Genomic DNA, 13,019 nt, shown 5'->3' with positions numbered 1-13,019 from the left:
CATCCTCCAGACTCTTTGTATTTTCTGATTTTCTGCATTTGAAAATCTGCCAAGTTGATGATCGCCATTTCTATCATCTAATGATGAATGATCTTCATCTCCTTAACCGGCCAATACACAATATTCGTCGTTCCCACTACTTTATTGATCGGGATCGAGCCGATCTGACGACTGTCCTTGCTGAACCTCCTGTTGTCACCCATGACGAATAATTCACCTTCCGGAACCGTTAGTTGTTTTAAAGGGGTATCCTGTAAAGTGAAATCAGGGGTTAACGCCCCTACCGTCACTTCCTTTTGTTCATCCAGATAAGGCTCATCATATGCTTTACCATTTATGTATAACGTATCGTTTTTATATTCAATCTTGTCACCAGGCAGCCCGATTACACGTTTAATATAATCTTCTGTTTCAGTTGCGTGAAATACGATAATATCAAACCGCTCAGGTTCATCCATTTTGTTTACGATCATGCGGTCATGATCCAGTAAAGTGGTATTCATCGAAGCTCCTTCAACCACAATGGGTATCACGATAAAGGAACGAATAATGACGGCTAACGCTATCCCAATTATCAAAGGCTGTGCCCATCCCATAATCTTTTTGCTTTTATTCACCAATCGATTCATCCTCTCACTTGCAAACTCTCATTCTATTCATCCTCACTGCTTCATTTTAACATATTATTCCTGAATTTTTGTCAACAAATATGAAAGGAGTGGAACAGATAGTTTCATTATAAAGGATGTGAAATCCGACCGATTCCACATCCTTTTTATTAAAGTCAGTTTAATAGTGGCTATGCCCTTCCTCAGCCGCAATTGCGTCAGCCTTGGTTGCATGTACCGTTCCCCGGGGATGGTGTGGAGGTGCATATATCGAGTACAACTTGATAGGCGTATTTCCGGTATTGATGACATTATGCCAGGTACCTGCCGGGATCATGATCGCAAAATCCTGACTTACTTTTTTCTCATAGGTTAAGTTATCCTGGCGATCACCCATTCTCACAATTCCTTCTCCCTGTTCAAGACGGAGGAATTGATCAGTATTGGGGTGGATTTCCATACCGATGTCGTCCCCGGGATTGATGCTCATAAGCGTTACCTGCAGATGTTCACCCGTCCATAAAGCCGTGCGGAACGTGTCATTATTAACCGTCACCTCATCAATGTTCACGGTATACGGGTATGGTCCATAATCCTTAGACAACATCCGATTGTCTTCTTCTGCACCTAACATACTCAATCTTTCGGCATGCCCCCATTCATCCCTGCACGTATTCACGAGGACCTCGTATACCGTGGAATGCTGTGCCTGCATACTGCATATCCGATACAGCTCATAATCTGCAAGCTCCGCTTCATAGCCTCTTTGCAGGCCATCCCGATAGGAATGAAAAGGAATTCTTTCTACATGATAGGAAGGCTGGGTATCGGTAAGGGAAGTGTATAAATTGGTTAATTCCCACCAATGCCTCTCCTCGTCTTCCTTCATCCGCATTAGATTTTGACGTTCCTCACTAGTTGGTGCTGCCCAGGCCAATCGGTCGTATAAATCTGCAGTTGATGCCTTTCTGCTTATACCGTTAAGCAGGGTATTCACTAAGTGCTGAGGATTATCTTCACTTCTTGGTGCAGCGTCTGTAAAGGTTTGGGGGTATGATGAATAGGTCATCGGCACATTGTACATTCTGATCATTCCCTTCTGCTTTTTACCACGATATCATATGCGTGGTTTCAGAAGGTGTGCATCCGCCCAGTTCCAAACTAACCCTCAACTCAGTCAACCAAATAATCCTTTCCTTCTTTCACATACTCTTCCATGATGGCTTCCGGCACTAGATTTCCTCCTGTGGCCCAAACTACATGGGTGGCATGTGATAAGTCCACGTCAAGAGAGGAAAGGTGTTCCTGCACATCCGGTAGGAAAGAACCAATCATCCCCGCCACTGCCGACGGCTCGACGAAGATGGATTCTGATTGATGCAGCAGGGCAAGCAATTTGAAAAGGTTCTTATCGCTTACCGTATATACCCCGTTCACCAATTCATGAATCATTCTACCTGCAAGGGCAGAGGGTCTGCCCACCGCCAAACCATCCGCTTCCGTACGATTGTTCAATCCAATATCATGGACTGAAATCCCTTCATGTCTGCCGGATGCAAGTCCAAGGAGCATACAAGGGGAATTGACAGGTTCTGCAAAGTAACAATGGACATGTTCGCCGAATACATGCTTCAAACCATAGGTCACCCCACCTGGACCACCGCCCACCCCGCATGGCAAATATACAATTAAGGGGTGATCATGATCTACTTTAATCCCCTCTTCTTCAAACTGTTTCTTAAGCCTGAGAGCCGCGACTGAATAGCCCATGAATAAATCCTTTGAATTTTCATCATCAATGAAGAAACAATCTGGATCCAACTCACACTGCTTTCTTCCTTCAGCAACCGCGTGGGAGAAATCTTGTTCATGTTCTATAACGTTAACCCCCTTCTCTCTCAGGAGTTCCTTTTTCCACCCTCTCGCATCCCGGGACATATGGACAGTGACCTTGAAACCGAGTGAAGCCCCCACGATTCCTATACTCAAGCCAAGGTTTCCCGTTGAACCGACGGCGATGGAATACCGTGAAAAAAGCTTCTTGAAACGACTCGATGCCAGCACCGAATAGTCGTCTGTCTCTTGGATCCAGTTCTGTTCCAAAGCAACCGTTTCCGCGATTTTTAATACTTCATAAATGCCTCCCCTGGCTTTGATCGAGCCTGCAATCGGGAGCTCGTTATCACATTTGAGGACCAGCTGACCTTGTATCGTTGTTTTAAAATAATCTTGAAGCTCAGTTTGCATGTTTCCCAGTCGCTTGATAGGGGACTCGATGATCCCGTTTACGACTTCAGGAAAGACCTTTTTTATATAGGGAGCAAAACGGGCGAGCCGCTGCTCCGCTTCAACGATTTCCTGGAAGCCACCCCCTGGGATATTACCGGAATTGACTAACGGGTTGGTCCATAAAATTTCTTTATGAGACTGTAAATCCGATAATATTTTCGGATCCATGCCGTGTAGATTGTGAGACATATTGTATTCCCCCTGACTGATATGATTAATTACTGATAACGTAGCACAAATATATGATAAAATGGATACCAATCTTCAGACTATTAAAATTTCAATTAAAGGAGAGCCTGTTCCCATGTTACCTTCAGAACTAAGAACGAGCATCAGATGCGGAAAGCACCAAACTCACACTTCAGGTGTCTGCCAGGATTATGTACAAGCCAACCTGGTTGTTCTTCCTAAGGAATATGCCTTTGACTTTTTATTATTCACCATGCGCAATCCAAAATCCTGTCCGATTGTAGAAGTGTTGGAACCCGGGCAATTCCGATCCAAGTATGCAAAAAATTCAGATATCCGCACTGACATCCCTCTGTACCATGTATATGAACATGGGCGATTGGTTGAAAAGAAACATCGGATTGATGAAATATGGAGGGATGATCTAGTGAGCTTTCTCATTGGGTGCAGTTTTACATTCGAGAGTCAGCTCATCAAAGGGGACATTCCTCTGCGTCATATAGAGGAAAATAAAAACGTAGCTATGTATCAGACTAGTATTCAGACAGTAAAAGCCGGAGTATTTGAAGGGCCGATGGTCGTTTCCATGAGACCGATACCTGATTCACTCGTACAGAAAGCAACAGATATAACAACCCTATTCCCTAAAATGCATGGTGGTCCTGTTCATATTGGTAATCCTGCTGAAATTGGCATTCTGGATATCACGAAGCCTGATTACGGTGACTTTGTCGGTATCAGGAAAGGAGAAACTCCAATGTTCTGGGCTTGCGGAGTTACCCCTCAGGCAGTGGCACTTCATGCGAAAATCCCCTACATGCTGACCCATTCCCCTGGCTGTATGTTTGTTACCGATTGGGAAAACGAAGAATATTTGCAAGAAAGCAAATAAAATGAGGGACGGACCAGGTCACAAGAAAGGTCCGTCCCTCTATTACCTTCAATCATTGCTTCTAACCTTCGCAGGTCGCCCGCTCTTGATGAAAAAGGAGAGTAGAAGTCCTGCAATGGCCGTAATGCCGGCAACGATAAATGAGACATTGACTCCATGGATCATCCCTTCGAGTCCTCTGGCGGGATCGGCACTCGTTGTCATCACGGTTACAAGAAGTGCTGTTCCGACGGCACCTGAGACTTGTCTCATCGTATTGTTCATGGCTGTTCCGTGCGGGATCAGGCTCCTGTCCAACTGATTCAGCCCGGCAGTGGTTACCGGCATCATGACCATGGCAACCCCGAACATCCTGATGGCATTGACTGTGGCCAAGTACATAAACGATGTGTCTGTCGATAAATTCGTAAACATGAACGTCGTGATCGTAAGAATGGTCAACCCGATAATGGCAAGCCACCGGGCTCCGAACTTATCAAATATCCTCCCGGTAATAGGGTTCATCAGCCCCATCAGGAGAGCCCCTGGGAGGAGCATAAGTCCTGATTCAAAGGCGGAGAAACCCAGCATATTCTGCATAAGAAGAGGAAGGACCGTTGCCGCTCCGATCATCGCGATAAACACGACCATTCCCAGCACTGTCGTTAATGTGAACATCTTATTTTGAAACACGCGGAATTCGAGAATCGGCTGCTTCAACTTAAACTGTCTTGTGATGAACCAGAAGAGTGTCACACTTCCCACAATCATCGAAACGATAACCTGAACACTCCCCCACCCTTGGCTTCCTGCAATACTGAAGCCATACAATAAACCACCGAATCCCAGTGAAGAGAGAATGATGGAAAGGATATCGAGTTTCGGATACGTTTGTTTGGTCACGTTCTTTAAAATGAAATACGCAACGATAAAATCGACGATGACGATCGGTAAAATCACATAGAACAAACTTCTCCAAGGGAATTGTTCAACAAGCCATCCTGAAAGGGTCGGTCCGATTGCCGGAGCGAACGAAATGACCAGCCCGAACATTCCCATGGCCGCTCCCCTTTTCTCAACAGGGTAAATAAGAAAGAGGATGGTTTGCATAAGTGGCATGATTATACCTGCTCCCGAAGCCTGAATGATTCTCCCGACCATCAGGAACCCGAAGTTAGGTGCAATGGCGCATATGAGCGTCCCTCCTGCAAATAAGCCCATTGCACTCAGGAATAAGGCCCTTGTCGTGAAGCGCTCGATCAGGAATGCCGTAATCGGGATCATCACCCCGTTTACGAGCATAAAGATCGACGTCAGCCACTGGGCTGTACTCGCATCCAGATTCAAATCGGTCATAATATGAGGGAGAGCCGTCCCAAGCAACGTTTGATTGAGAATAGCTGCGAACGCCCCTGATATGAGGACTATAAGCAAAGGAGTTTTGTTAAAGGTTTCAGATTGGGTATTGGAATCTCTGTTATTCATGTTCTCCCTTCTTTCTATTCAATTATGAAGAGGATTTACATAATCCTCTTTTAATCATGTTTATTTCTTTATCGTATTTTCCCAACGCTTCTTCAAGAGTCAATTCATCAGCAATGCTCTGAACAAGATTATGGAATGTGACGGCCGAAAGGATTTGCAACACATGATACAAATCCGATTTATTATCAATGGCAAATTGATTTTTATTTACTAAAAGGAAGATTTCCTCATAGCGCTGGTCGATGGTTTCCCTGGTTAGTGTCTGTGTAAACGTTTTTTCTATTTTGTAATTCATATTCAAGAGGACGTTACGAATAAAATTATTTTGTCCATTTTCATACGAAAATGAAAGCATTGTATGAAACATGACCCTTGTCGCTTCGAACAAATCCCCATCATGAGTTTCCAACAAAGCAATAAAGGTTTCAAACCGTTTCCGGGCATGCTCCCCCACGAGGTAAAAAAAGGCATCCTCTTTATTCTCAAAGTACTGATAGAAGCTTCCCCTCGGAATTCCAGCCGTCTTCAGGATGTTTGCAATGGAAGCATCATATAATGACACTCTAGAAAACTCCTTTTTTGCTGCTTCAACCAGTATGTTTCTCTTTTCTTCATTTAAATTAAAGAATGTAGGTTTAGGCAATTCATGTGTACCTCCTCCCCAAAAAATGACACGGTGTCACACTGGACTTAGTCTACTTTATGTGACACCGTGTCATATGTCAACTAATAAGACTGTTCTTTCTGGTTTTCAAAGAAAAAATTAAGTTGCCCTAAAGCATATGACTCCCACTTTATTTCAAACATATTTTTTCTCCGCCCGGTACACTACTAAAAACTTCATACCATGGTCGATTCATAAAGCGCCAACATGTTTGTTGTCATAGAATCAAGCGACCATTTCTGTTCCGCCCATTGTCGCGAACGACTACCCATTTGAACGCGAAGATGTTCATTATCTAATAATTCCCGTATTCTGATGCTTAATGCCTTACTGTTTCCAGCTGGGACGATATAGCCATTATGACCTTGCTGAACCATTTCAGGAAGCCCTCCGGCATCACTTACAATAACTGGAACCCCTGCAAATTGAGCTTCAACTACTGATAAAGGCTGAGTATCCTGAAGGCTGGGCATGACGAGAATGTCGGCCTTCGCTAAGGTTGCCTCCATTGAAGATTTTAATCCCTTAAATGCAACATAATTAGAGAGACCATATAAATCACTTAATTCCTTCAATTTATTTTCCATAGTTCCTTCACCGACGATCCAACATTCCCAATCGGTTCTTGATTCTCTCAATATTTTTAAAGCCTCCATCAGAAACGTGACACCTTTTAAATATACAAGTCTTCCAGAAAAAAGTATGATTTTCTTCTGATTTCTTCTTCTCACTGGTGAATTGAATTGGGTATTCTGAATTCCGAGAGGGAAAGAGATGACTTTATCAACCGGTACGGAGAAATTATTGATTATTTCTCGTTTCATCCAATTAGATTGTGTATGGATATATCGGCTGGATTTGTAGCCGTGTGTTTCATTGTATTTATAATAATAGTAGTCAAATCCCTCTAATATTTTTCGATCTGTCCAAGTTGGATAAATGTCCTTAAATGTGAAGAAAATTTCCTTGGTGAGACTACCGTGGGCACTTGTGATGAGCGGGGGATGTGGAATAATCCATTCACCGATCGTTCTAGCTGCAGTAACGTCTTGTGCATGAATGACATCATACCTTTTAAGGTCTAATTGTTTCAGGGTAAAATCAAAATTCAGTCGATAACTTTCGGCACTATATACCCCAGCATGACTAATACATTCGGGATAACTTTGTTTTATTCTCTTTGTAATATCAACTTGTTGCTGTTTCATCGTGGTCATGGCACCATGTCCCATAAGCCTGTAACCGCTGAGATCTGGAAATTGTGCAAAGATATCCACTGAGTGTCCCAATGCTATTAGTTTCGATTGAAGATTCGACACCACTTTCCAAAGGCCTCCTGGATAGGGCAATGGATAATAGGATACAAGTAATATTCTCATGTTTCTTCTCCCTTTTTAGAACTTGATATTTTTTAACCAGGCTGAATGTTGGACCATAAATTGTTGAATCTTAGAATGATAGTAATGCTTAATAACACGAACTTCCTTCTTCATTTTGTCAGAGTGCTTACTGGTACCAGATTCAGGGTGAGATCGATATTTCAATAATACTTCGTCCAAGTAATACATGACATAACCATTAATCAGCATGCGGCACCACATCTCATAGTCTTGAGTGAACCTCAGATTTGGACTGAAATAACCCACATCTTTAAACACATCTTTATGAAGCATGACAGAGCACCCATTGATTGGATTAATGTTCGTGATAGAGAGGTAGATTTCTTTTGCATTCGAGAACCTTTTTCCAACAAAAGGAAGCAATACTTCATTATCTTTATTTACAAAATCATAATTATGGAAACTGGCCTTTGCACCTCTATTAAGCATAAATCTCAATTGTTTCTCTACCTTTTGTTGATTAAAATGATCATCAGAACTCAACCAGCAGATATACTCTCCTTTTGCTTTCTTTACCCCTTCATTGACGGCAGTCGCAGTCCCGCCGTTATCCTTTCTTATATACGTAATCCGATTCATGAAAGGGGTTAATCTTTCAAGCTCTTTTGTTGAACCATCGTCAACAACAATGACCTCAGTATTCGGGTAGGTTTGACTCAATGCACTTCGAATTGCCTGATCCACGTACGAACAATTATAAAAGGGGATCACAATTGATACAATTGGCTTCATTCTTATTCCTCCATTACTGCCTTGGACAAGACGTGATTACTATAGATTATTCATTCCTCTGATTTCTGATTAGACGGATGCGCTAGGCAAAGCATTTTTAATTCAAAAAAAGAGGACTGAACCAAAGAAGGTTCAGTCCTCTAAAACTTTTCTTATTCTTTTATTAAGTCGTTCTCCACCAACCAGTCATGGGCCACAACGGATACACTATTTCCTTCGATATCCACTTTGTAATTCAGTTCCCGCATAATATCACTGTTTAGTTTATCTGCCAATTTCGCAGTGATTTTTTTGATTTCGGGATACTTTTTATTTACCTCTTTGTTGATACTGACAGCTGCCCTGTAAGGCGGGAAGAAATTCTTATCATCCTTTAAGGTTACAAGATCATAATCCACGATGGTTGCATCCGTTTCAAAGGCAACCGATACGTCCACCTGACGGTTATTTAGAGCTCTTTGAGTCAAGCCAAGATCCATCTGCTTAATCTGTCCCGAACCGAATTTGAAGCCGTATTTCTCCTCCACACCTGGAAGGCCATCGGCTCGATTGGCAAATTCAGCATCCGATGCCATTGTTAGTTCACCGGGATGATTATTGATGTATTGTGCCAAATCACTGATTGATTTGATTCCCAATTCCTTTGCCTGGTCTTTATTCATGGCAAGGGCGTATGTGTTATTCACATTGGACATATTCATCCAATGGATTCCTTTTTTTGCATCAAGTTCTTTCACTTTCTCGAATGTTTTTTCGGGATCTGACATCGGTTCCTGCCCCATATAGGTGATCAAGGCTGTCCCTGTGTATTCCCACATCATATCCACCTGTTCGTTTTCCAGTGCCTTGCGTACGACGGTACTTCCAAGATTATTCATTTGCTTGACTTTAAAACCCTCTTCTTTTAAAAGAAAGGCCGTCATCTCAGAAAGCAGGTATTGCTCGGTAAAGTTCTTTCCACCGACGGATATCTGTTTACCACCTATCCCTACGTTTGAACAAGCGGAAAGCATAAGTATAAGGGTCACGATGCCAACCCATTTCAGCTTCTGTTTCATGAATTTCACCTCCTGCTTTAACCATTACATTTCCATTGTTTGCTTGGTACCTTTAGGAACCACCAGCCGCTCGATAAGTCTCAAGAGTAAATCAACCAGAATGGCAAGTATCGTTACCGGAATGGCTCCTGATATTAAATAGCCATTATCGAATAACTGAATTCCCGTAAAGATCCAGACGCCTAATCCCCCGCCGCCTACGACATAAGCGAGAGCTGCCGTTCCAATATTCAATACTACGGCTGTCCTGATTCCTGCAAGGATTGAATACGCTGCATTCGGCAATTCAATACGGAAAAGGATTTGATGGGGCTTCATCCCCATCCCTCTTGCTGCATCTATGAGATTATCGTCAATCGAGTCAATTCCGGCAACCGTATTTCGGTAAATCGGTAAAAGAGAATAAATAAACAGTGCAAAGATAGCTGTTTTAAACCCGATGCCCAAAATACTGATCATCAGGGCAAGAACGGCCAAACTTGGAATGGTTTGACCAAAGTTAACTGTATTGGATACAATCCACTCGGCTCTCCTGAACTGCTTTCGGGTAATCAGGATCCCCACTGGAACAGCAACCACAAGGGCAAGCAACGAAGACACCAGGACGAGCTGCAGATGTTGCTTCAATAAGTGGAGAAACGTATTGGATTGACTGAACATATAGTCAAAATAATGATTCTTTATCGCCCAGACAAAGAACAGGATGACCAGCGCATACACCACATACCGGACAATATTACTGACAACCTTCTTGGTATTCACCGAATCATCCTTTCTGAACCGCGTTCGATTTTCCTTTGATTTCATAATGAAGATACTTCTGAACAAGATCGATGGTAATCGCACCTAATTTAGTGCCCGCATCGTCGGTTACAATCACTTGATCAGCTTCCTGATTCAAAAGCATCGACAACGTATTTCTGAGGTCATGCCGCACGTTGATGGTCTTCGTATCGGGAATTGCTTCATCAAAATCTGCCAGTCCTATGATATTTTTCAAATCGGATATCGTATGGAGACTGAGGCTCTTTATGGCACGGTCTTTTCCGAAAAACTCATACACAAAGTCACTCTTCGGACGGACAAGCATCTCTGAAGGCGTATCATACTGCATGATTTCCCCTCCGCGCAATAATACGATCTTGTCTGCCATCTTGATCGCTTCATCAATATCATGACTTACAAACAGGATGGTTTTCTTCACTTCCCGTTGAATCTGCAGGAACTCATCCTGAATCTTCTCACGGATGATCGGATCGAGTGCCCCGAACGGCTCATCCATCAACATGACGGGAGGATCCGCTGCCAAAGCACGAATGACGCCGATACGCTGTTGCTGTCCACCGGATAATTCATGAGGATATCGTTTACCGAATTTATCCCCGTCAAGTCCGATCATCTCCATCAGCTTGTTGAAACGCTCCTTCTTCTCCTTTTTGCCCCACCCTAACATGTCAGGGACAATCATGACGTTTTCTTCTATCGTCATATTCGGGAAAAGTCCATTACTCTGAATGACGTAACCGATTTTTCTGCGAAGCTCGATTTGGTTTAATTCCATTGAATCCTGTCCGTCTATGATGATTTTACCGTCAGTAATTGATTCAAGTCGATTTACCATTCGTAATAAAGTCGTCTTCCCGCAACCGGATGGTCCTAGTAGTACGACGATGTGACCTTCTTCCACGGTAAAGTCGACACCTTTCACCGCCGTCACACCACCTTCATAGGTCTTTGTAGTCTGATCAAACGTAATCATCTCTTCACCTCTTTCACTTTATGCAATGCTTTTACGTGTATAGCGTTTTTGAATCCATAACAAGATCGCGTCAGCAATCATGGCAAGTATCGCTACTGCAACAGATCCGCTGATGATCAGGTAATTGTCACCTCTGGAAATCCCTTGAGTGATCAGGACACCAAGTCCTCCTGCACCTATATAAGCTGCGATCACTCCAATTCCGATATTCATGACGACAGCTGTCCGGATTCCTGCCATTATGACCGGAAAGGCATTTGGAATTTCGACTCTTAACAGTCGCTGGTGGGTCTTCATCCCGACTCCCTTTGCTGCATCGCGCATCTCGGGGCTCACGTTCCGGATTGCTGTATATGTATTCCGTATAATCGGAAGCTGGGAATAAAGAACCAAGGCTACAAATGCTGGCACAAATCCTATTCCCTGATTGATGATGGAAAAGATCGGAATCATGACGCCAAACAGGGCAATACTCGGAATTGTCAGCATGACGGATGCAATTTGCAACACCGTCTCCGCCAGATAATCGTTGGTCGTTAAATAAATGCCTAAAGGTACCCCAATCAATAAAGCTACGATAATGGCTAGACCTACGAGCACCGCATGCTCTATCGTGAGATCAAGAATCCGAGGGGCATTGACTTCCAGAAACTTCATCCATTTATCCACAATTTCACCCTCCTCAATATATGTATTTTTGGCCATAATAAAAGCCGTTCAGGATCTAGTATCGTCCTGACGACCCACGGAATTAGTATTACCGTATAAATGCGCCAACATTCCTTTACCCTTTCTGTCGTTTTTTGAAACATTCTGTCACGGAATAGAAATAATGTTGAAAAATATCATCATTCTTTTAAGGTCTCAACTTCCGTTAATAGACGTAGTCAGAAAATTTCTTCATTTCTCATTAAAAAACAGCTCCTTCCCTATCATTTGGGAAGGAGCTGTTTTTCTAACTCTTCAGCTTCCAATTTTATATCTTCATCATCCATTAATAATCTGAATAATCCTTTAATGATCAACTTGTCCATATCCGATTCCCGGCATTCCTCTGAAATCCGATTCGCTATGTGCATATAATATTTACTATTGTCGAGTCCCTTGATCTTTTCATACAGTGACTTCCAGGCATTCTCCCTTTTTTCAAAAGAGATGAAGGCACCTTCTTTGTCCATACTGACAGTAAAGGATTTCATCATGTCATCATTCAATTGCGGAGAGCTTTTTCCACTTAGGAAGTCATTTGCGAGAAGAGTGATCTGTCTTACTAAATGCGTCCCCAGTCGTGAGGGATCAAGGGTATCATCCTGAGAAATCATCAGCATCATATAAGACGAATAAATGGACTGAGTCATCCACATCAAATCCCATTTGTATGGCCTGATTTCTTCCCCATATACATCCAGGAGATTTTGTTCCAGCCAGCTGAACAGACGCCCCCTCATACGGTGCTCCATGGCCGCCAGCTTTTCACTATTTTTCGTGGACTCCCCTCTCATATGCATTTTCATATAAGACTTATAATCCAATATCCCTTCGAATTGTACTTGGAACTGTTTTGCAAACCTCTCCATAGGCGGCAGATTCCCATCCAGTCCTACTACGAATGCCCGCTCAAATACAAGTTGTTGATAATGTTCATAAATAGAAATGATCAAATCTTCCTTTGATTGAAAATAAGAGTAAAGGGAGCCTTTTGATATACCGACACTTTCGGCAATTTGTTGCATGGACGTATGATTGTAACCATGTGCTCCAAAGAGTTCCACTGCTGATTCGAGTATTGCGTTCCGCTTATCCATTTTCTACACCTCTATATCCAGAGAAAAATATCCCTTTTTCATTTTAACCATACTCAGTAAAAATGAGAAGAGCATTATTTCTTGACTAGATGATTTTTTTAGGTAAAATGACTATTGAGTCAACTAAATATATGACTGTTATATCAATGATTCAACACT

At 42.6% G+C, this 13,019-nt stretch carries 13 protein-coding genes; 1 reads left to right on the top strand and 12 read right to left on the bottom strand.

Going from position 1 to position 13,019, the window contains the following annotated elements:
- Positions 1-77: 77 nt before the first annotated feature.
- The 3 genes from lepB to P8596_RS11600 form a co-directional block, all read right to left on the bottom strand.
- Positions 78-629, bottom strand: a complete 552-nt coding sequence (gene lepB / locus P8596_RS11610; RefSeq protein WP_397545321.1) for a signal peptidase I — start codon at positions 627-629, stop codon at positions 78-80.
- Positions 630-789: 160 nt separating this feature from the next.
- A complete protein-coding gene (locus P8596_RS11605; RefSeq protein WP_279726905.1) occupies positions 790-1,701 on the bottom strand; it encodes a cupin domain-containing protein in 912 nt (303 codons plus the stop codon).
- Positions 1,702-1,781: 80 nt separating this feature from the next.
- Positions 1,782-3,086, bottom strand: a complete 1,305-nt coding sequence (locus tag P8596_RS11600) for a D-serine ammonia-lyase (protein ID WP_279726904.1) — start codon at positions 3,084-3,086, stop codon at positions 1,782-1,784.
- A gap of 115 nt (positions 3,087-3,201) precedes the next feature.
- Here P8596_RS11600 and P8596_RS11595 point away from each other — a divergent pair, with 115 nt between their 5' ends.
- Positions 3,202-3,978, top strand: coding sequence for a putative hydro-lyase (locus P8596_RS11595; RefSeq protein ID WP_279726903.1), 777 nt, complete (start codon positions 3,202-3,204; stop codon positions 3,976-3,978).
- A gap of 48 nt (positions 3,979-4,026) precedes the next feature.
- On the opposite strand, the gene P8596_RS11590 is transcribed toward P8596_RS11595, so the two are convergent.
- The 9 genes from P8596_RS11590 to P8596_RS11550 all read right to left on the bottom strand — a co-directional run bounded on the left by P8596_RS11590 (position 4,027) and on the right by P8596_RS11550 (position 12,860).
- Positions 4,027-5,442, bottom strand: a complete 1,416-nt coding sequence (locus P8596_RS11590) for an MDR family MFS transporter (protein WP_279726902.1) — start codon at positions 5,440-5,442, stop codon at positions 4,027-4,029.
- A 22-nt stretch (positions 5,443-5,464) separates the two neighbouring features.
- Complete coding sequence (locus P8596_RS11585) at positions 5,465-6,085, bottom strand: TetR/AcrR family transcriptional regulator (RefSeq protein WP_224520088.1); 621 nt, start codon at positions 6,083-6,085, stop codon at positions 5,465-5,467.
- 197 nt (positions 6,086-6,282) lie between these two features.
- Positions 6,283-7,485 carry a glycosyltransferase family 4 protein gene (locus P8596_RS11580; protein ID WP_279726901.1) on the bottom strand — a complete coding sequence of 401 codons (1,203 nt, stop codon included), beginning with the start codon at positions 7,483-7,485 and terminating at the stop codon, positions 6,283-6,285.
- Between the two features lie 15 nt (positions 7,486-7,500).
- Entirely contained in the window at positions 7,501-8,238 is a 738-nt protein-coding gene (locus tag P8596_RS11575) for a glycosyltransferase family 2 protein (protein WP_279726899.1), read from the bottom strand.
- 152 nt (positions 8,239-8,390) lie between these two features.
- Entirely contained in the window at positions 8,391-9,296 is a 906-nt protein-coding gene (locus tag P8596_RS11570; protein ID WP_279726897.1) for an ABC transporter substrate-binding protein, read from the bottom strand.
- Between the two features lie 24 nt (positions 9,297-9,320).
- A complete protein-coding gene (locus P8596_RS11565) occupies positions 9,321-10,058 on the bottom strand; it encodes an ABC transporter permease (protein WP_224520092.1) in 738 nt (245 codons plus the stop codon).
- Between the two features lie 4 nt (positions 10,059-10,062).
- On the bottom strand, positions 10,063-11,055 hold the full coding sequence (locus tag P8596_RS11560; protein WP_224520093.1) for an ABC transporter ATP-binding protein: 993 nt from the start codon (positions 11,053-11,055) through the stop codon (positions 10,063-10,065).
- A gap of 18 nt (positions 11,056-11,073) precedes the next feature.
- The gene (locus tag P8596_RS11555) at positions 11,074-11,724 is read right to left on the bottom strand and encodes an ABC transporter permease (protein WP_279726895.1); all 651 of its coding nucleotides are present in this window, start codon (positions 11,722-11,724) and stop codon (positions 11,074-11,076) included.
- Between the two features lie 263 nt (positions 11,725-11,987).
- Entirely contained in the window at positions 11,988-12,860 is an 873-nt protein-coding gene (locus tag P8596_RS11550; RefSeq protein ID WP_229595090.1) for a TetR/AcrR family transcriptional regulator, read from the bottom strand.
- Between the last annotated feature and the right edge of the window lie 159 nt (positions 12,861-13,019).

It is taken from the genome of Rossellomorea sp. DA94 (assembly GCF_029834455.1).
In the GTDB taxonomy this organism is placed as follows: Bacteria; Bacillota; Bacilli; order Bacillales; family Bacillaceae_B; genus Rossellomorea; species Rossellomorea vietnamensis.
This window is presented reverse-complemented; position numbering and strand designations above follow the sequence as displayed.

Excerpts from the sequence above, each read along its gene's own strand:
- P8596_RS11605 (WP_279726905.1), bottom strand. The coding sequence starts at position 1,701 with ATGATCAGAATGTACAATGTGCCGATGACCTATTCATCATACCCCCAA.
- P8596_RS11590 (WP_279726902.1), bottom strand. The coding sequence starts at position 5,442 with ATGAATAACAGAGATTCCAATACCCAATCTGAAACCTTTAACAAAACT.
- lepB (WP_397545321.1), bottom strand. The coding sequence starts at position 629 with ATGAATCGATTGGTGAATAAAAGCAAAAAGATTATGGGATGGGCACAG.
- P8596_RS11580 (WP_279726901.1), bottom strand. The coding sequence starts at position 7,485 with ATGAGAATATTACTTGTATCCTATTATCCATTGCCCTATCCAGGAGGC.
- P8596_RS11570 (WP_279726897.1), bottom strand. The coding sequence starts at position 9,296 with ATGAAACAGAAGCTGAAATGGGTTGGCATCGTGACCCTTATACTTATG.
- P8596_RS11595 (WP_279726903.1), top strand. The coding sequence starts at position 3,202 with ATGTTACCTTCAGAACTAAGAACGAGCATCAGATGCGGAAAGCACCAA.
- P8596_RS11550 (WP_229595090.1), bottom strand. The coding sequence starts at position 12,860 with ATGGATAAGCGGAACGCAATACTCGAATCAGCAGTGGAACTCTTTGGA.
- P8596_RS11560 (WP_224520093.1), bottom strand. The coding sequence starts at position 11,055 with ATGATTACGTTTGATCAGACTACAAAGACCTATGAAGGTGGTGTGACG.
- P8596_RS11575 (WP_279726899.1), bottom strand. The coding sequence starts at position 8,238 with ATGAAGCCAATTGTATCAATTGTGATCCCCTTTTATAATTGTTCGTAC.
- P8596_RS11600 (WP_279726904.1), bottom strand. The coding sequence starts at position 3,086 with ATGTCTCACAATCTACACGGCATGGATCCGAAAATATTATCGGATTTA.